This window comes from Acidovorax sp. KKS102 (assembly GCF_000302535.1).
In the GTDB taxonomy this organism is placed as follows: Bacteria; Pseudomonadota; Gammaproteobacteria; order Burkholderiales; family Burkholderiaceae_C; genus Acidovorax.
Genome location: NC_018708.1, coordinates 2,389,360 through 2,408,453 on the forward strand (window position 1 = coordinate 2,389,360; position 19,094 = coordinate 2,408,453).

Sequence of the window (19,094 nt, forward strand, 5' to 3'; positions counted from 1 at the left end):
GCAGCATGTCGGTCATGCGCGCCGCCCCCGCAACCACTCCAGCGCCAGCAGCAGGCTGGTGGTGAACAGGATCAGCAGCGTGGCCACGGCGGCAATGGTGGGCGAGATGTTTTCGCGGATGCCGTTGAACATCTGGCGCGGCAAGGTGGACTGGTCGGCGCCCGCGAGGAACAGCGTGACGACGACCTCGTCGAACGAGGTGGCAAACGCGAACATAGCGCCCGAGATCACGCCCGGCGCGATCACCGGCAGCGTGATGCGGAAGAAGGTGTTCAGCGGCGTCTCGCCCAGGCTCAGCGAAGCGCGCACCAGGTTGTGGTTGAAGCCTGCCAGCGTGGCCAGCACGGTGGTCAGCACAAACGGGGCGCCCAGCGCGGCATGCACGACGATGAGGCCCAGGTAGCTATCGGCCAGCCCAAGCGGCGCAAAGTACAGGTAGGTGGCCACGCCCACCACGATGATGGGCACCACCATGGGCGCGATGAGGATGCCCATGAGCAGCCCCTTGAAGCGGAAGTCGGCCCGCGACAACCCCACCGCCGCCAGCGTGCCCAGCACGGTGGCAATGAGCGTGGCCGCAGGCGCCACGATGAAGCTGTTGCGCGTGGCGCGCGCCCACTCGGGTGATTCGAACAGGTTCTGGTACCACTTGAGCGACCAGCCGTGGATGGGGTAAGCGAGAAACGAACTCTCGGAAAACGACAGCGGCACCATCACCAGGATGGGCGCCAGCAAGAAGGCGAGCACGGCCACACACAGCGCGCGCACGGCCCACCAGCCGAGCTTGTCGGCCAGCGTGGCATAGAGGGGGAAGGAGGGAAGGCGGAACATGGTCAGCGGCTTTCTGCGTCAGAAGATGGGTCCACCTGGGGTCAGCCCAGGCTCAACTCGGCCTTGCCAAAGCGCCGGTACACGCCATACAGCACCAGCGTGGCCGCCAGCAGCAGGGCGCCCAGCGCGCAGGCCATGCCCCAGTTCACTTCCACATTGGTGTAGCGGGCGATGTAGTAGCTCAGCATCTGGTCGTCGGCCCCGCCCAGCAGCGCGGGCGTGACGTAGTAGCCGATGGCCAGGATGAAGACCAGCAGCGCGCCTGCGCCAATGCCGGGGTAGGTTTGCGGCACATACACCCGGAAGAACGCGGCCACAGGAGAGCTGCCCAGCGACACCGCCGCGCGCAGGTAAGTGGGCGGCACGCTTTTCATCACGCTGTACAGCGGCAGGATCATGAAGGGCAGCAGGATGTGCACCATGGCAATCACCACGCCCGTGCGGTTGAACAGCAGCGCCAGCGGCTGCTCGATCACACCCAGGCCCATCAGGCCGCGGTTGACCAGCCCTTCGGACTGCAGCAGCACGATCCATGCGGCCACGCGCACGAGGATGGAGGTCCAGAACGGCACCAGCACCAGAATCATCAGCACATTGGCCGGCCGGGCGGGCAGGGTGGCCAGCCACCAGGCCAGCGGGTAGCCCAGCAGCAGGCACACCAGTGTGACCACCAGACTGATGTGGAAGGTGCGCAGCAGAATGCCGCCAAACGCGCGCTGTTCCTCGGGCATGCGCTCGATGTGGCCCAGTGCGTCGCGCTGCAGGTCCACCGAGGCGAGCAGGTAGTCGGGCGTCCAGCGGGCGCCGTTTTTGGCGATGGCCTGCCACAGTGGGGCATCGGCCCAGCGCGGGTCTTTGTCCAGCAGCTGCGCGCGGATGGCCTCGGGTGTGCCCGCCACGGGCAGCGCGCGGTACGCGCCCATGATGAGCGAGCGCGCGCCGGGCACTTCGGTGTTGAGCCGCCGCGCCAGCGCCCCGGCGTCGGAGCTGTCGGGCAGGCGGGCCAGGTCTTGCACTAGCGCGGCGTAGGCGGGTGCGCCGGGGGCGTCCTTGCGGTCCCAGCCGTCCAGCGCGCGCATGGTGGCGGGCAGGGCGTTGGCGACTTCGGGGTTTTCCACCGCGCGCTGCAGCAGCGCGGCAATGGGCACCAGCAGCGTGAGCAGCAGGAACACCAGCAGTGGCAAGGTCAGCGCAAAGGCGCGCCATTTGCGGCGTGACTCGGCGCGCGCCAGGGCCTGGCGCAGCGCACCGGGGGGGCTGCCTTCGGGGGCAATGGCATGGGGATGGGCCAGGGTGGCTTGCATGCGGGTGTCCTGCTCTCAGCGTTTCACAAGGGCATCTTCAAAGGGGCAATACAGGAGGCTTACTGGGTGGCCCAGGCGGCAAAGCGCTTCTCCAGCGCCTCACCCTGGTCGGCCCAGAAGCCCACGTTGAATTGCAGCGCTTCCTTGGCGTTGGTGGCCGAGGTGGGCAGGTCGTCCAGCACCTTCTTGTCCAGCGACGCCAGCGCCTTGCTGTTGGCCGGGCCGTAGGCGATGTTCTGCGCGTAGGCCGCCTGTTGGGGCGTCTGCATGGTGAAGGCGATGAACTTCACGGCCGCATCCTTGTTGGGCGTGCCCTTGGGGATGGCCCAGTAGTCCAGGTCGTAGATGCCGCCGGGCCAGTAGATCTTGAGGTTGCGGCCTTCGCGGTTGGCCGCGTCGATCCGGCCGTTGAACACCGTGGTCAGCGCCACATCACCCGCCACCAGGAACTGGGGCGCTTGGGCACCGGCCTCCCACCACTGGATGTTGGGCTTCAGTTCGGTCAGCTTCTTGAAGGCGCGGTCGGCGCCGTCCTTGGTGGCCAGCACCTTGTACACATCGGCGGGCTTCACACCATCGGCCAACAGCGCAAATTCGAGGTTGTAGCGCGCGCCCTTGCGCATGCCGCGCTTTCCGGGGATCTTCTTGGTGTCCCAGAAATCGGCCCAGCTCGTGGGCGGGGTCTTGAGCTTGTCGCCGTTGTAGGCCATGACGGTGGACCACACAAAGATGCCCACGGCGCATTCGTGCACGGCGGCTGGCAGCAGATCGGCCTTGGGCACGATCTTGCTGTAGTCCAGCTTTTCGTACAGGCCTTCATCGCAGCCGCGCGCGGCGTCGGGCGATTCGACCTCCACCACGTCCCAGGTCACCTTCTTGGTCTCGACCATGGCTTTGACCTTGGCCTGCTCGCCGTTGTATTCGACGGCCACGATCTTGGTGCCCTGCTTTTCGTAGGGCTCATAGAACGCCTTTTTCTGCGCATTGGCATTGGCGCCGCCAAAGTTCACGACGGTGAGTTGCTGTTGCGCAAAGCTGGGCAGGGCCAGGCAGGCAGCCAGGGATGCGCAGGCGATGAGGCTCTTTTTCATGGTGCAGATTTCCTTGGGTAGTGGAGGGACGGGGACAGGGAATTGAGAGGGAAGAGGGAGGGCGGTGAGGGTGCAGCGGGGTTGTGCAACACCCTCACACGGCGTAGATGCGTGTGGCAGCGGGCGGGAACTCCAGCAACACCTGGTCGCCCGGCTGCGCGTGGCTGGTGCCCAGGGGCGACAAGGCCCGCTTGACCGTGGCCGGCTCCTGGCCGTGGCCCAGCTCGCAGACCAGGCGCAGGTGGTCGCCGTAGTAAATGGTGCGCGTCACAGTGGCCGGAATGGCGTTGGGCCGGGGATATTCGGACTGCGGGTGCAGCACGATGCGCTCGGGCCGCACGCAAGCTTGCACCCGCGCGCCCACCGGGGCCTGGTTCACGTTGATGCCGGGCAGCAGGAAGCCGCCGGGCATCTGGATGGCGGCGTCTGCCCCCGCGCCCTGCAGCGTGCCCGAGAGCACGGTGCTGTCGCCCACAAAACCCGCCACAAAGCGGTTGCTGGGGGTTTCGTACAGGCTCTCCACATCGGCCAGCTGCTGGATCACGCCTTCGTTGAACACGGCCACGCGGTCGCTCATGGTCAGTGCCTCGCCCTGGTCGTGCGTCACGTACACAAAGGTCACGCCCAGCTGGCGGTGCAGCTCTTTCAGCTCGATCTGCATGTGCTCGCGCAGCTGCTTGTCGAGCGCGCCCAGGGGCTCGTCCATCAGCACCAGCTGCGGGTTGAACACCAGCGCGCGCGCCAGGGCCACGCGCTGCTGCTGCCCGCCCGACAGGCGTGCGGGCAGGCGGTCGGCCATGCCGCCGAGGCGCACCATGTCCAGCGCCTTCTTCACGCGTTCGGCCTGCTCGGCCTTGGGCACCTTGCGCACCGTGAGAGGGTAGGCCACGTTCTCGCCCACCGTAAGGTGGGGGAACAGCGCGTAGTTCTGGAACACCATGCCAAAGTTGCGCTTGTGCGGCGGCGTGCGCGTGATCTGCTTGCCGTCCAGCAGGATGTCGCCCGCCGTGGGCGATTCGAACCCGGCCAGCATCATCAGCGTGGTGGTCTTGCCCGAGCCCGACGGGCCCAGCAGGCTCAGGAACTCGCCGCGCTGTATGTCCAGGTCCAGCGAGCGCACCACCAGTTGCTCGCCGTCGTAGGTCTTTTGCACGCCGGTAAAGCGCACCAGGGGTTCGGCAGGCTGGTTCATCGCGGGCGGTGCCGGGTAGGTGGAGTGAAGGGCCGGGCGCATGTCAGTGCGTGGCCGCAGCCACGGCCTCCAGGCTGTCGGCCAGGATGGCCAGGCCCTCGTGCAGCAGCTCGTCCGAGGCGGTCAGCGGCACCAGGATGCGGATCACGTTGCCATGGGTGCCACACGACAGCAGGATCAGCCCACGCCGCGCGGCCTCGGCCACGACCTGCTTGGTCAGGGCAGCGTCGGGGCGGCTCAGGTCGCCGTTTTCGAACAGCTCGATCGCCACCATGGCGCCCAGGCCGCGCACATCGCCAATGGCGGGCACCTTGGCTGCGATGTCTTTCAGGCCGCGCACCAGCAGTGCGCCCATGTCCTGGCTTCGGGCCAGCAGGCTTTCTTGCGCAAAGGCTTCGATCACGGCCAGCGCGGCGGCGCAGGCCACGGGGCTGCCTGCGTAGGTGCCACCCAGGCCACCGGGGGCGGGCGCATCCATTACATCGGCCCGGCCCACCACGCCCGCCAGCGGAAAGCCGCCCGCCAGCGACTTGGCCGTGGTGATCAGGTCGGGCGCCACGGGCCACTGCTCGCTGGCAAACCAGGTGCCGGTGCGGCCTGCGCCGGTCTGCACCTCGTCGCCAATCAGCAGGATGCCGTAGCGGTCGGCCAGCGCCTTCAGGCCGCTGATGAATTCGGGCGGGGCGACGTAGAAGCCGCCTTCGCCCTGCACGGGCTCGACGATGAAGGCCGCCACGCGCTCGGGCTCGATGTCGTTCTTGAAGATAAGCTCTACCGAATGCAGCGCCTGCTCCACGCTCACGCCGTGCAGCGCGTTGGGGAACAGGGCGTGGTAGGTCTCGCCAGGGAAGGGGCCAAACCCGATCTTGTAAGGCGCAACCTTGCCCGTGAGGCCCAGCGTGAGGTTGGTGCGGCCGTGGTAGCCGCCGGTGAAGGCGATTACGCCGGGGCGCTTGGTGTAGGCGCGGGCGATCTTAATGGCGTTTTCCACCGCCTCGGCGCCGGTGGTGAGCAGCAGGCTCTTTTTGGCGAACGCGCCGGGGGCCAGCGTGTTCAGGCGCTCGCACACTTCCACGTAGGGCTCGTATGCCACCACCTGAAAGCAGGTGTGGGTGTACAGGTCCAGCTGCGCCTTCACGGCGGCGATCACCCCAGCATGCAGGTGGCCGGTGTTGAGCACGGCGATGCCACCGGCGAAGTCGATGAAGCGGCGGCCCTCCACATCCCAGAGCTCGGCGTTGCGGGCCTTCTGGATGAAGAGGTCATGGGCCTGGCCCACGCCCCGGGCGACGGCGGCGTGGCGGCGGGTGAGAAGGGCGGCGTTGGTGAAGTGGCGGTCTTGCTGCATGGTGGTCGGCGTGGTGGTTGACGAGGAAATGAAGGAATGGAGCGGATTCTGGAAGTCGCGCCACACACCGTCCATGTACAGCGCAGCGCTGTTTGGCGCGCACTGTGCAGGTCTAAAATCCTGTACAGGCAATCCCTGATTTGGTGTGCGCCAAGCCGGTGCACAATTCGCCTCCTTTTTTCCCCTCCTGATGCTCACTCTCAGCCCGGACCTGCAGACACCGCTGGTCAGCCAGATCGTTGATGGGCTGCGGGGCCTGATCGTTGGGCAGGTGCTCAAACCCGGCAGCAAGCTCCCATCCATCCGCGCTTTTGCCGCTGCGCATGGCGTGAGCGTGTTCACCGTGGTCGAGGCCTACGACCGCTTGGTGGCGCAGGGCTGGCTGGTGTCGCGCGCCAACGCGGGCTTTTTTGTGAAGCGGCGGGGCGATGAAGGCGTGGCGCCCGGGGCTGGTGCGCCAGCGCGGCCGGTGCCCCGTTTTGATGCGCGCTGGTACCTCAAACAAATTTTTGAAAACCGCAACCTGCCGATGAAACCGGGCTGTGGCTGGCTGCCACACGACTGGCTGTTTGGCGATGCGGTCAAGCGCAGCATGCGCCAGCTGTCGTCTGATGGCCCGGAGCTGGACGGCTATGGCCTGCCGCACGGCCACATGGCGCTGCGCATGGTGGTGGCCGAGTCGCTGGCCGAGCACCACCTGGCGGTGGATGCCGACCAGGTGCTGCTGACCCAGGGCTCCAGCCAGGCGCTGGACCTGGTGGCGCGCCGCTTGGTCAAGCCCGGCGATGTGGTGCTGGTGGACGACCCCGGCTACCCCAACCTGCACTTCATGCTGCGCTTTGCGGGCGCGCAGGTGGTGGGCGTGCCGCGCACTCCCACGGGCTACGACCTGCCTGCGCTGGAGTCGCTGCTGGCCGCGCACCGGCCCACGGTGTTCTTCACCCAGCCGCGTCTGCAAAGCCCCACCTGCTCGATGGCGTCGGTCGCGCACCTGCACCGGCTGCTGCAACTGGCCGAGCAACATGGTTTTGTGCTGGTGGAGAACGACATCTACGCCGATATGGATTCGACCGTGCGTCCGTCGCTGGCCAGCCTGGACCAACTCAGCCGCGTGGTCTACATCGGCAGTTTTTCCAAGACTATCTCGCCCAACCTGCGCACAGGCTATGTGGCGGCGCGGCGCGACCTGCTGGATGAGCTGGTGCAGCTCAAGATGATTTCGGGGCTGACGTCATCGGAGATCACCGAGCGCATCACCTTCGGCGTGGTGACCGATGGCCGCTGGCGCAAGCACCTCAAATCATTGCGCGAGCGCCTGGCCGAGGCGCACCGTGCGGTGGGGCGGCGCTTGCTGAGCCTGGGCTTCGAGCTGTTCCATGAGCCCGAGGCAGGCATGTACCTGTGGGCGCGCCACCCCGACTTGCCTGACAGCGCCGAGCTGTCGAAGGAAGCCACGGGCGCGGGCATCATGCTCGGCCCCGGTCAGCTTTTTTTAGTGGAGCCGCGCCCCACGGGCTGGCTGCGCTTTAACGTGTCGTTCAGCCAGGACGAGCGGCTGTGGCGCTTCTTGGAACAGCGCATCCTGCTGGGGCAGCAGGTGGCGGAATAGGGCGGTTCCATGCACTGAGAGCCTGCGCGTAGTCCCCTACGGGATCGCAAACAGCCTCTCTGAATGCATTTTCAATGCCTTTTTGGCTCCATGCGCTAGTGTAACATGGCTTGTTTGCTATCAAATGTGTAGTGGGTGGGCGAGCTACACCACTTTCCTTGCCGAAGGGCCTGGAGCCTACCGGTCGATGATGCGCCGCGCAAACCGCTCCAGGTACTCCATCAGCTGCTCCGCTCCGGCCATGGCGTGCGCTTCGTCGCCGCTGGCAATGCCTTGGGCCAGCTGCATGTGGGCGCGCGCGCCTTCGGACACCTCGCCCTCATGCTGGTAGGCATACCAAAAGCGCCTGCACTGCACGATGAGCGGCTGCACGCATTTGACGGCCGAGTGGTTCTGGCTGGCCTGGTGCACCACCACGTCCAGCGCGTGGTCGGCCTGCATGTAGTCTTCCAAGTGGCCGCGTGCGGCGGCTTCCACCATCTTTTCGGCGCACTGCACGATGGCCTGGCGCTGCGGCGCTGTGGCGCGCCGCGCGGCGCATGACGCGATCAGGCGCTCCAGCACGCGGCGGGTCTGGATCACGTCCAGGTGGTCGGCCAGGTCGATGTGCGACACCAGCAGCCCGCGCCGCGGCTGCTGCGCAATCAGCCCGATGGAGACCATGCGCAGCAGGGCCTCGCGCACGGGGGTGCGGCCGAGGCCCGTGCTTTCCACAATTTCGGCCTCCACCACGGGGGAGCCGGGCTGCAGTTGCAGGGTGGAGATCATGGCCTCGATGGCGTCATATGCCACGTCGGCCGCACGCCGTTTGGGCGCGGGGTCTCGCTGGGTGGGGGCACTGCGGGTGGTCATGTGGAGCAGGGTGTGGGGAGCGGGGTTGCGGACCGCATCTTAGTGGCTTGCGGTAGCGGCCCCGCTGCCATCAAGCCAGGCTGGCGCCCGCCTTGCGCAGCTCGGCAATCTGCGGCGCCTTGGGCAGCCACAGCTTGTCGAACTCCTGGATGGTGCTGTCGGGGTTGAAGGCCGATGCCGTCTTGAACGCGATGGACGTGCCCTTGAACTTCTCGATCAGCCCGGCCTCGGTGGTCACGATGTCGTTGATCTGTGCATCGAGCGACTGCGCCACCAGCTTGCGGATGAGGTCCTTGTCCTTGGCGTCCAGGCCCTGCCAGATGCGGCCCGACACCAGTGGCGCAAACGGCATGAACAGCGCATTCATCTGCAGCAGCGTCTTGGCCACCTTGTCAAAGCGCTGGTTCCACGAGAACTCGATGTCGGCCTCCAGCCCGTCCACCTGGCCGTTGCTCATTGCATCAAACACCTGGGGCGTGGGGATGGGCGTGGGGGCTGCGCCCAGCATTTGATAAAAGTCGCGGTACACGGGCGTGGGGTTGATGCGCAGCTTCATGCCCTTGATGTCGGTGGGCAGGTTGATGTCTTTGGTGGAGAACACGGCGCGCATGCCGGTGATGCCCCAGCCCAGGCCGATGGTGCCGGTCTCGCGCGGCAGCACCTCCAGCAGCTTGGTGGCGGCCGGGTGCTTGACCAGCTTGGCCACGGCGGGCGTGGAGCGCACCAGATAGGGCGCGTTGATGGCCGCGATGCTCGACACCCGCGAGCCCAGCTCGGCCGCCTGGATCCAGCCCATATCGAGCGCGCCAGACTGCAGCTGCTGCATCATCGCGGCCTCGTTGCCCAACTGGCCCGAGTGGAAGACGGTGACGCTCAAACGGCCGTCGGTTTCCTTCTTCAGTGCCTCGCCAAACTGCAGCGCGGCGCGGTTCCACGAGTGGCCTGCGGGCGTGATCAGGCCCAGGCGGAATTCCTTGGCATCTGCCGCCCGCACCAGGGCCGGAAAGCCCAGCCCCGTGACGGCGGCTGCGGCCACGGCGTGGCGCTGGATGAAGTGGCGGCGGGAGACTGGGCGGGCAGGCTGGGTCGTCATGGTGAACTCCGTGTGAAAGAACGTTGGGAGGGGGACGGATCTGTCGAACGGCATGCCCCGCTACTTGAGCAGGCCGAGCGACAGGCTGGGGAACAGCGACAACATCACCAGCGCCAAGCAGCTGATGATGAAAAACGGCAGTGTCACGATGAACATCTTTCCGGGCTTGGCCCCGGTGACGGCCGAGGCGACAAAAAAGCTCAGGCCCACGGGTGGGGTCATCAGCCCCAGCACCAGGTTGACGACGATCACCACGCCAAAGTGGCGCGGGTCGATGTGGTAGACCTCGGTGGCAATCGGCAGCAGGATGGGCGCGGTCATGATGAGACCGGGGATGCCGTCGATCACCGTGCCGATGACCAGGAGGATGACGTTGGTGAGCAGCAGGAAGGTGACCGGGTCGTGCGCCACCGTCTGCACCCAGGCGGCCACCATCTGCGGCACCTTGCCGTAGATCAGCAGCCACGAGAACACGGCCGCCGCCGCCACCAGAAACAGCACGATGGCCGAGTAGATCGCCGAGCGCAGCAGGATGGCTGGCATGGCGCTGAAGCGGAATTCCTTGGTCACATAGCGTCCCACCAGGGCCGAGACCAGCGCGCCCACGGCGGCCGATTCGGTGGGGTTGGCCACGCCACTCAGGATGGAGCCGACGATGATGATGGGGATGAGCAGCGTGGGACTGGCCTGCGCCACGGTGCGCGCGCGCTGGGCCAGCGTGCGTTTTTCGCTGCGCGGGTAGTTGTAGACAAAGCCCATGAGCGCGATCACCACAAAGAACAGCAGCGTGAGCAGCACGCCGGGCAGGATGCCCGCAATCAGCATATCGCCCACGGCCACCTGGGCCAGCACGCTGTAGACCACAAACATCACCGAGGGCGGGATGATGGGGCCCAGCATGCCGCCATACACCGTGAGGCCTGCCGCAAAGGTCTTGTCGTAACCTTGCTTCTCCATCTCGGGCACCATGACCTGCGACATGATCGCCACCTGCGCGGTGGCCGAGCCGATGATGGACGACACCAGCATGTTCGCCAGGATGTTCACGTAGGCCAGGCCGCCCTTGACCGAGCCGATGAAAGCCATCGACAGGTCCACCAGCCGCCGCGTGATGCCGCCGCTGTTCATGATCTCGCCGATCAGGATGAACAGCGGGATGGCGATGAGGCCATAGCTGTCCACCCCGCCGAACATCTGCATGGGGAAGGACTGGAACAGCACCGGGCTGCCGATGCTGAGGATGTAGACAGCGCCCGACAGGCAAAGGCACACGCCAATGGGCACACCCACCATCAAGGCGGCGAGGAAGAACAGAGTGGTGATCATGGTCGGGGCTCGGTGGGTTTGCAGGGGTGGATGGCGCTCAGTTCACGGCGTCGGCGTTGACCACATCAAAGCCTGCGTGCTGCACACGCTCTGCGGCGCCCATGTCTTCCAGCAGGTTGGCCAGCGCATGCACGCTGAAGGTGGCCGAGAAGATCGGCAGGATGAGCTGCAGCACCCAGGTGGGCCAGTTCAGCGTCTGGGTGCGCTCGGTGTAGAGAAAGTTGAAGCTCTCGGCCGCAAACTCCTTGGCGTCAAAGCCGTAGCGTGCAATGCCGATGGGGTCCATCCACACCCAGCACATCAACAACATGGCCAGGCCAAACAGCAGCACGCCGAAGGTGGCCACCACTTTGAACGCCTGGGCACCCCGCGCGCCGAGGTGGTCGGTCAGCATGGTCACGGCAAAGTCCATGCGCAGCCGCGTCATGACCGACGCGCCTACAAAGGTCAGCCACACCACGGTGTAGACCGCCGCTTCGTCCACCCAGTAGATGGGCATCCCGGTGTAGCGCGTGACCACGTTGAGCAGGATGAGCAGCACCAGCAACGTCATCAGGCCCGTGAGCACCTGCCGCTCGGTGCGCAGGATGTGCGAGGACAGCGCCAGCACCCAGCGAACAGGTGCACGTGGCGTGGCAGCAGGTGGTGGGGCGGGGCTGTGGGTGGATGGCATGGTGCAGTGCTCGGGGTGCAAGGAGCGTGGGCAGGTGGCTTGGGGAGGTTGGATTTTTAATATCTGATAGATATATTTGCAAGCAAGATGAATGCCTGTTGCTTGTGGGGGGACGTCGCTGCAGAGCTGGAGAAAAGGCTTCGGGTCAGGCAGGCGTCGCTGCGCTGGGGCCTTCCGGCGCAGGCCCGCCGCAGGCGGCCAGGGTGCCGATGCGTGCAGGTGCCAGCAGGTGCCGGGGCGCGGTCGGTGTCCACCCAAACAGGTGCTGTGTGGCTGCACCGCAAATGCGCCCCTGGCAGGCGCCCATGCCGCAGCGGGTGTGCAGCTTGGCGTCGATCCAGCCCTGGCGTGGTGCCAGGTCGGCATAGGCCACGTCTTCGCAGCGGCACACCAGGGTGTCAGGCCGGGGCAGGGCCTTGAGCTGCTCGTTCAGCACAAACGAAGTCTGTAGTGCCTGGGCAAACCTTTCCCAGCGCGCAAGCTGCGAGCGCAGTGCCTGGGCCTGCTGCACGTGGCCTGCGGCTGTGTGGCCTGCAATGGCGCCCTGCACCAGGGCACGTTCGCTGCCGCCAACGCCCGTGTTTTCCCCGGCCGCCAAAACGCCGTGCACCGTGGTGCGCATCTGCGCGTCCACTGCCAGACCGAGGCCGCCGCTCAGCGGTCCGCCCAGCACGCAACCGAGTAGCTGGCCCAGCTGGGTGTTGGGTACCAGGCCAAAGCCGCAGGCCACGCGGTCGCAGGCGATGGTTTCTTCTGCGTGCGCGCCATTGCGCAGCCGCACAGACTGCACCTGGGTGGTGCCTTGTGCCTCCAGAACATGGGTGCTTGCGCGCAAGCCCGGGTGGATCAAGGTGAGCGCCTGCAGCGCCTTGGCCGGCCAGCGTGGCAGTTGCGCCGCAAAGCGCGCGAGTGCTGCCCAGGAGGCCTGCTCGGCAATGCGCACCACGGTGGCGCCCGCCTGCGTGGCCGTGGCGGCAGCCGCCAGCAGCAGCGGGCCGGTGCCAGCGATCACGATGCGCTGGCCGCGCACGTCCAGCCCCGCCTTGATGAGGGCCTGCAGCGCACCCGCACCCGTCACGCCGGGCAACGTCCAGCCGGGGAAGGGCAACAGCAGCTCGCGTGCGCCGGTACACAGGATGATGCGGTGGCTGTGCTGGGTCCAGCCCCGGTCAGCGTCTTCCAGCAGCAGGGCGGGGGCCTTGTCGGTGGGCTGGCGTGCGCCCAGGCCTACCACCCGGGTACCGGTCAGCACGCGGATGTTGGCGTGTTTGGCCAAGGCCGCACGGTGCTGCTGTGCCAGCGGCGGCAGGGCCACCTGCGGGCCGTCGCGCCAGATCTGGCCGCCGGGCTGGGGGTTATCGTCCACCACAGTGATGGCTGCGCTGCTGGGCGCAGCGGCAAGGGCCGCCGCCATGCCTGCCGGGCCCGCGCCGATGATGAGGATGTCGCAGCGTTCGTGCATGGGGGCGGGTGCGGGCATGGGGGTCAGGGGCATGGTGTGGCGATCCCGGGAGCCGTGCCCGCATCGGTGTCGATGGCCATGCCTTCGGCGCATACCGTCTGGCAGGCCAGGCGGATGCGGCCCTGGATGCGCACGCGGCATTCGTGGCACACGCCCATGCCACACAGCGGCGCGCGCGGCTCGCCAGCGACCGAGGTGCGGGTGGTGCCCGGCGGTTGTTGCGCTAGCGCGGCAGCCACGCTGATGCCCGCTGGCACCTGGCGGGGGATTCCGTTCACGACGATCTGCACGGTCTGGGTGTGGGAGGCGGAGCGCTTCATGCAACATCCCAGGAATCAAAACGCTGCGCGGCGTAGGGCATGGGGTCGATGGGCGGGGTGCTGCCGGTGATCTGCGCGGCCAGCAGCTGTGCGGTGGCGGGGGCCGTGGTCACACCCAGCCCCTCATGCCCCACGGCCAGCCACAGGTGGGGGTGAACAGGGAGGGGGCCGATGATGGGCAGGCTGTCGGGCGTCGCGGCGCGAAAACCCGTCCAGGTGCGGATCGCGTTCAGGTCCGCTAGGCCGGGCAGGTACGTCAGCGCCCGCTGCAGCATGCGTGCGAGCACGGTGTTGTTGACGGCCGGGTCGGTGGTGTCGAACTCGCGCGACGAGCCGATCAGCAACTGCCCGGTGGGCCGGGGCTGCACGTTGAAGGCCACCGAAGTGCCATCGCTGTGGTGGGCGCTGGTGATGTAGCCCAGCTCGACCAGCTGGTGGTGCACGGTGCCGGGGTAGCGGTCTGTGATGACGAGGTGGCCCTTTTTGGGGCGCAGCGGCAGGCCGGGGCACAGCTGCGGGGCCTGGATGCCGCTGGTCAGCACGATGGCGCCCGCGCTGCGCTGACTGCCGTCGCGCAGGGTGACGGTGTGGCCGTCGATCTGCGCGGCTTCGGCCTGTTCAAAAACCACGGATCCATGCGCTGCAGCCTGGGCCACCAGCCACTGGGCGGCACGCGGGGCATAAACCACGCTGTCGCCATTCACCTTCAGCGCGCCCGCCAGGCCGCGGCGCAGCGCAGGTTCTGCGCGGGCGAGGGCTACGGCATCCAGCATCTCGCAGGCCACGCCTTGGGCTTGCAAGGTGGCGCGCTTGGCGTGCGCAGCCAGCAGCTCTTCCTCGTTGGCAGCCAGCCAGAGCGTGCCGCAGGCGGTGAAGGCGCAGCCAGCATCCATCTGCGGTGCCAATGCGTGCCAGAGGTCGAGCGACGATTTGCTCAGCGCCAGCTCAGCCGGGTTGTCATCCATCACCACCAGATGGCCCATGCCTGCCGCCGTGGCACCGCCCAGGCGCGCATCAATGATCCGCACCGACAGCCCGGCCTGCACGAGCGAATGGGCACAGGCCGCGCCGACGATGCCAGCGCCGATCACAAGGACGTCGGTGGTTTGCATGGGGCCTGTGCTGTGGGAGAAGGCGGTTTACAGCCGGATGCCCCAGCCGAAGGGGTCCGTGTCGTCGATCAGCAGGGTCGCTTCGGCACTCATGTAGGCACGGCCACGCAAGGTGGGGATGAGCTTGCCACCGTCCTGCAGCGTGTAGCTTGCCTCGAACTGGCTGCCGATGATGCTGGCCTGGCGCCACACCTGACCCGGCTGGAGCTTGCCATCGGCGGCCAGGCAGGCAATTTTGGCGCTGGTACCGGTGCCGCAGGGCGAGCGGTCGTAGGCTTTGCCGGGGCACAGCACGTAGTTGCGGCTGTCCGCGGGATCATCGGTGCTGTCGTCGTCAGCAAATAGTTCGATGTGGTCGATCTCGCCACCGTTGTCGCCGCGAATGCCCTGGTCCTTCAGGGCCTGCTGCACGGCGCAGGTGTAGTGCATCAGTGCCTCCAGGTTGTCGCTCGCCACGCGCTGGCCGTGGTCCGAGATCAAAAAGAACCAGTTGCCACCCCAGGCCACATCGCCCACCACGCGGCCGTAGCCGGGCACATCCACCGCCAGCTGGTGGTGCAGGCGGTAGGCGGGCACATTGCGCACGCTCACCGATCCATCGGCGTGCAAGGTCGTGGTGACGGTGCCCACCGGCGTTTCGATGCGGTGATCGCCAGGCTGGATGCGGCCCATGTGGGCCAGCGATGCGATCAGGCCAATCGTGCCGTGGCCACACATGCCCAGGTAGCCGCTGTTGTTGAAGAAGATCACGCCCGCCGCGTTGGCGGGGTCTTGCGGTGCGCAGAGCAGCGCGCCCACCACCACGTCGCTACCGCGCGGCTCCAGCACGGTGGCGGCGCGCCAGGCATCGTGCTCGCGTGCCAGCCGCTCGCGCCGCTCGGCCATGGTGCCAGTGCCCAGGTCCGGAAATCCGCCAATGACAAGCCGGGTGGGCTCACCGCCGGTATGGGAGTCGATCACTTGGATGTGTTGCATGGTGCTGTGGTCGTGGTGGGGCAGTGGCTTAGTGTCTCAGGCCACAGACTGGTACTGGGTCGGGCGGGTTTCGAGCGCTTTGCGCACCACGCGCTCGACAAACGCCCGCTCTTCACCCACCAGCGGCAGGCGGGGGCGGCGCATGTGCTCGGTGCCCACACCCACCAGCACGTCGATGAGCTTGAGGTTCTGCACCAGCTTGTTCGATACATCGAGGTGCAGCATGGGCGTCATCCATTGGTACAGCGGCAGGGCTTCAGCAAATTTGCCCGCCTTCATCAGCTCGTACAGCGCCACCGTTTCGCGCGGGAAGGCGCAGCCCACGCCGGCCAGCAGGCCGTCGCAGCCCAGGGCCAGGCCTTCGTAGGCCAGGTCGTCCACGCCCAGGAAGAGCTGGTAGCGGTTGCCCACGGTGTTGCGCAGGTCGGTGATGCGGCGGATGTCGCCTGTGCTTTCCTTGATGGCGGCAATCCATTCGCAGTCGGCCAGCTCCAGCATGTGCTCGGGCGTCAGGTCCACGCGGTAGGCGACGGGGTTGTTGTAGACCATGAGCGGGCGCTGGGCGGCATGGGCCATGGCCCGGACGTTGGCCATGGCCTCGCGGGCGTCGGCCACGTAGATCACCGAGGGCATGACCATGTAGCCCGCCACACCCAGCCGATTGCCTCCGTCGATGTAGCGCAGGGCCTCGCGGGTGCTGGTCTCGGACACATTGGCCAGCACGGGCACGCGGCCGTCGGCTGCTTCCAGGGCAATTTTGGCGACCTGGAGCTTTTCTTCCAGCGTGAGGGTGCTGGCCTCGCCCAGCGAGCCGCAGGTGACCAGCCCGTGAATGCCGTTACGGATCTGGAAGTCGATGTGCCGTGCCGTGCCTTCGGCGTCGATGGACTCGTCGGCATGGAACTTGGTGGTGACGGCGGGGAAGATGCCTTGCCAGCGGGGTTGTGGGTTCACAGGGGGCTCCTTGGGTGCGTTGGGCGATGAAGTTATTAATATATTAACAAGATATCAAAAGCGCGCAAGCGAATTTTCGAGCGCGGGCCATTGGTCGCTGGGCGAATTGGAGGCGAGGGGCAGGCATGGAACCTGCAAATCCTGTGCCGCCCTTTGCTGTCGCACCGCTGCCACGGGCGCCAGGGCTGCAAACCTATAATGAAAGGTTGGTCCCCATAGGGGCAGCGACAGGCAGCGCACAGGCGCGGGTCCTGCGGTCTGCCTGCTCCGTGCAACCACTCCACAACACCATGAGCACTCCCACTTTTTCTGTCGCTGACATCCGCAAGTCCTTCCTGGACTTCTTCGTCTCCAAGGGCCACACCGTTGTGGCGTCCAGCCCCCTGGTGCCTGGCAACGACCCCACGCTGATGTTCACCAACTCGGGCATGGTGCAGTTCAAGGACGTGTTCCTGGGCACCGACAAGCGCCCTTACAACCGGGCGGTGTCCGTACAGGCCTGCCTGCGTGCCGGCGGCAAGCACAACGACCTGGAGAACGTGGGCTACACCGCGCGCCACCACACCTTCTTTGAAATGCTGGGCAACTGGTCGTTTGGCGACTACTTCAAGCGCGAGTCGCTCAAGTGGGCGTGGGAACTGCTCACCACCGTCTACAAGCTGCCGCCCGAGCGCCTGCTGGCCACGGTCTACCAAGAGGACGACGAGGCCTATGACATCTGGACCAAGGAAATCGGCCTGCCGCCCGAGCGTGTGATCCGCATCGGCGACAACAAGGGCGGTCGCTACAAGTCCGACAACTTCTGGATGATGGCCGACACCGGCCCGTGCGGCCCTTGCAGCGAAATCTTCTACGACCACGGCCCTGAGATCCCTGGCGGCCCTCCAGGCAGCCCCGACGAAGACGGCGACCGTTTCATCGAGATCTGGAACAACGTGTTCATGCAGTTCAACATGGACGAAACCGGTGCTGTCACCCCGCTGCCCGCTCCCTGTGTGGACACCGGCATGGGCCTGGAACGCCTCGCCGCCATCCTGCAGCACGTGCACAGCAACTACGAGATCGACCTGTTCGACCAGCTCATCCAGGCCGCAGGCCGCGAAACCGGCGTGACCGACCTCAACAACAAGAGCCTGCGCGTGATTGCCGACCACATCCGCGCGACCGCTTTCCTGGTGAGTGATGGCGTGATCCCCAGCAACGAAGGCCGTGGCTACGTGCAGCGCCGCATCGTGCGCCGCGCCATCCGCCACGGCTACAAGCTGGGCAAGAAGACGCCGTTCTTCCACAAGCTGGTGGCCGACCTGGTGCGCCTGATGGGCGATGCCTACCCATCGCTGCGCGAGCAGGAGCAGCGCATCACCGACGTGCTCAAGACCGAAGAAGAGCGTTTCTTTGAGACGCTGGCCAACGGCATGGAAATTCTGGACGCCGCGCTGGATGGCGGCGCCAAGGTGCTACCGGGCGACGTGGCCTTCAAGCTGCACGACACCTACGGCTTCCCGCTCGACCTGACCAACGACGTGTGCCGCGAGCGCGACGTGGAAGTGGACGAGGCTGGCTTCAAGACCGCCATGGAAAAGCAGAAGGCCCAGGCACGTGCTGCTGGCAAGTTCAAGATGGACAAGGCGCTGGAGTACACCGGTGCCGCCAACCAGTTCACCGGTTACGAGCACCTAGCTGAGACTGCAAAAATCGTAGCTATCTACGTAGACGGGACAAGCGCTGCAGCCCTGAAAGCGGGTCAAAACGGCGTGGTGGTGCTGGACACGACTCCGTTCTACGCCGAAAGCGGCGGCCAGGTGGGCGACGAGGGTGTGATCACCAGCGGCTCCGCCCGCTTTGCGGTGGGCGACACGCTCAAGATCAAGGCCGATGTGTACGGCCACCACGGCACCCTGGAAGAGGGCACGCTGAACGTGGGCGACACGGTACAGGCCCAGGTGAACACGGCCGTGCGCGCCGCCACCATGCGCAACCACTCGGTCACGCACATCATGCACAAGGCCCTGCGCGAAGTGCTGGGCAGCCACGTGCAGCAAAAGGGCAGCTTGGTCAATGCCGACCGCACCCGTTTCGACTTTGCCCACAACGCACCCGTGACCGCCGCCGAGATCCGTGAGATCGAGCGCCGCGTGAACGAAGAAATCCTGGCCAACACGGCCACCGACGCGCGCGTGATGGACATCGAATCGGCCCAGAAGACCGGCGCCATGATGCTGTTCAGCGAAAAGTACGGCGAAACCGTGCGCGTGCTCGACATCGGTACCAGCCGCGAACTGTGCGGCGGCACCCACGTGCAGCGCACGGGCGACATTGGCCTGTTCAAGGTGGTGGGCGAAGGCGGCGTGGCCGCAGGCGTGCGCCGTATCGAAGCGGTGACGGGCGCCAACGCGCTGGCCTATCTGCAGAACCTGGAAGACACCGTGAACCAGGCCGCCAGCACCCTCAAGGCGCCGGTGGCCGAGCTCAATGGCCGCATCAGCCAGGCGCTGGACAATGCGCGCGCTCTGGAGAAGGAAGTCGCTGCGCTCAAGGGCAAGCTGGCCTCTAGCCAGGGCGACGAGCTGGTGAACCAGGCGGTGGAAGTCAAGGGCCTGAAGGTGTTGGCTGCCGCGCTGCCCGGTGCCGACGCCAAGACCCTGCGCGACACCATGGACAAGCTCAAGGACAAGCTCAAGACCGCTGCCATCGTGCTGGCCGCTGTGGACGGCGACAAGGTGCAGATTGCTGCGGGCGTGACGGCCGACAGCGTGGGCAAGCTCAAGGCCGGTGAGCTGGTCAACTTTGTGGCCCAACAAGTGGGCGGCAAGGGCGGCGGCAAGCCCGACATGGCCATGGCTGGCGGCACCGACGCGGCCAAGCTGCCTGCAGCGCTGGCCTCGGTGACGGGCTGGGTCACGCAGCAACTGGGCTGATGTCCCGGGCCACCACAGCGGCACCGGCCGCTGT

General features: G+C 66.5%; 16 protein-coding genes. 2 read left to right on the forward strand and 14 right to left on the reverse strand.

The annotated features are described in order from the left end of the window. Positions 1-12: 12 nt before the first annotated feature. From C380_RS10955 to gabT, 5 genes are all read right to left on the reverse strand, one after another. Positions 13-831 carry an ABC transporter permease gene (locus C380_RS10955; protein ID WP_015013914.1) on the reverse strand — a complete coding sequence of 273 codons (819 nt, stop codon included), beginning with the start codon at positions 829-831 and terminating at the stop codon, positions 13-15. Positions 832-872: 41 nt separating this feature from the next. After that, on the reverse strand, positions 873-2,135 hold the full coding sequence (locus C380_RS10960) for an ABC transporter permease (RefSeq protein ID WP_015013915.1): 1,263 nt from the start codon (positions 2,133-2,135) through the stop codon (positions 873-875). A gap of 59 nt (positions 2,136-2,194) precedes the next feature. Further along, entirely contained in the window at positions 2,195-3,226 is a 1,032-nt protein-coding gene (locus C380_RS10965) for an ABC transporter substrate-binding protein (RefSeq protein WP_015013916.1), read from the reverse strand. Positions 3,227-3,320: 94 nt separating this feature from the next. After that, positions 3,321-4,460 carry an ABC transporter ATP-binding protein gene (locus C380_RS10970; RefSeq protein ID WP_015013917.1) on the reverse strand — a complete coding sequence of 380 codons (1,140 nt, stop codon included), beginning with the start codon at positions 4,458-4,460 and terminating at the stop codon, positions 3,321-3,323. A gap of 1 nt (position 4,461) precedes the next feature. Continuing rightward, on the reverse strand, positions 4,462-5,766 hold the full coding sequence (gene gabT / locus C380_RS10975) for a 4-aminobutyrate--2-oxoglutarate transaminase (protein ID WP_043566413.1): 1,305 nt from the start codon (positions 5,764-5,766) through the stop codon (positions 4,462-4,464). A 190-nt stretch (positions 5,767-5,956) separates the two neighbouring features. Between gabT and C380_RS10980 the strand changes: the two genes are divergently transcribed. Further along, on the forward strand, positions 5,957-7,375 hold the full coding sequence (locus C380_RS10980) for a PLP-dependent aminotransferase family protein (protein ID WP_043566416.1): 1,419 nt from the start codon (positions 5,957-5,959) through the stop codon (positions 7,373-7,375). A gap of 177 nt (positions 7,376-7,552) precedes the next feature. On the opposite strand, the gene C380_RS10985 is transcribed toward C380_RS10980, so the two are convergent. The 9 genes from C380_RS10985 to C380_RS11025 form a co-directional block, all read right to left on the reverse strand. Then, the gene (locus C380_RS10985; protein WP_015013920.1) at positions 7,553-8,227 is read right to left on the reverse strand and encodes a GntR family transcriptional regulator; all 675 of its coding nucleotides are present in this window, start codon (positions 8,225-8,227) and stop codon (positions 7,553-7,555) included. A 70-nt stretch (positions 8,228-8,297) separates the two neighbouring features. Next, entirely contained in the window at positions 8,298-9,320 is a 1,023-nt protein-coding gene (locus tag C380_RS10990; protein WP_015013921.1) for a TRAP transporter substrate-binding protein, read from the reverse strand. 60 nt (positions 9,321-9,380) lie between these two features. Further along, positions 9,381-10,646: a TRAP transporter large permease gene (locus tag C380_RS10995; protein ID WP_015013922.1), complete on the reverse strand. Its 1,266-nt coding sequence runs from the start codon at positions 10,644-10,646 to the stop codon at positions 9,381-9,383. A 37-nt stretch (positions 10,647-10,683) separates the two neighbouring features. Next, positions 10,684-11,319 carry a TRAP transporter small permease gene (locus C380_RS11000; protein WP_043565346.1) on the reverse strand — a complete coding sequence of 212 codons (636 nt, stop codon included), beginning with the start codon at positions 11,317-11,319 and terminating at the stop codon, positions 10,684-10,686. Positions 11,320-11,464: 145 nt separating this feature from the next. After that, positions 11,465-12,814 carry an FAD/NAD(P)-binding oxidoreductase gene (locus tag C380_RS11005; RefSeq protein ID WP_015013924.1) on the reverse strand — a complete coding sequence of 450 codons (1,350 nt, stop codon included), beginning with the start codon at positions 12,812-12,814 and terminating at the stop codon, positions 11,465-11,467. Then, positions 12,805-13,101 (reverse strand): 2Fe-2S iron-sulfur cluster-binding protein, encoded by a 297-nt coding sequence (locus C380_RS11010; RefSeq protein WP_015013925.1) that lies wholly within the window; start codon positions 13,099-13,101, stop codon positions 12,805-12,807. The genes C380_RS11005 and C380_RS11010 overlap by 10 nt, the downstream gene beginning before the upstream one ends. Further along, positions 13,098-14,213, reverse strand: coding sequence for an FAD-binding oxidoreductase (locus tag C380_RS11015; RefSeq protein WP_015013926.1), 1,116 nt, complete (start codon positions 14,211-14,213; stop codon positions 13,098-13,100). Before C380_RS11015 ends, C380_RS11010 begins: the two co-directional genes overlap by 4 nt. A 27-nt stretch (positions 14,214-14,240) precedes the next feature. Further along, the gene (locus C380_RS11020; RefSeq protein WP_015013927.1) at positions 14,241-15,188 is read right to left on the reverse strand and encodes a 4-hydroxyproline epimerase; all 948 of its coding nucleotides are present in this window, start codon (positions 15,186-15,188) and stop codon (positions 14,241-14,243) included. Positions 15,189-15,224: 36 nt separating this feature from the next. Continuing rightward, positions 15,225-16,142 carry a dihydrodipicolinate synthase family protein gene (locus tag C380_RS11025; RefSeq protein WP_015013928.1) on the reverse strand — a complete coding sequence of 306 codons (918 nt, stop codon included), beginning with the start codon at positions 16,140-16,142 and terminating at the stop codon, positions 15,225-15,227. Positions 16,143-16,432: 290 nt separating this feature from the next. Between C380_RS11025 and alaS the strand changes: the two genes are divergently transcribed. Then, entirely contained in the window at positions 16,433-19,060 is a 2,628-nt protein-coding gene (alaS, locus tag C380_RS11030; RefSeq protein WP_015013929.1) for an alanine--tRNA ligase, read from the forward strand. Positions 19,061-19,094: the final 34 nt, after the last annotated feature.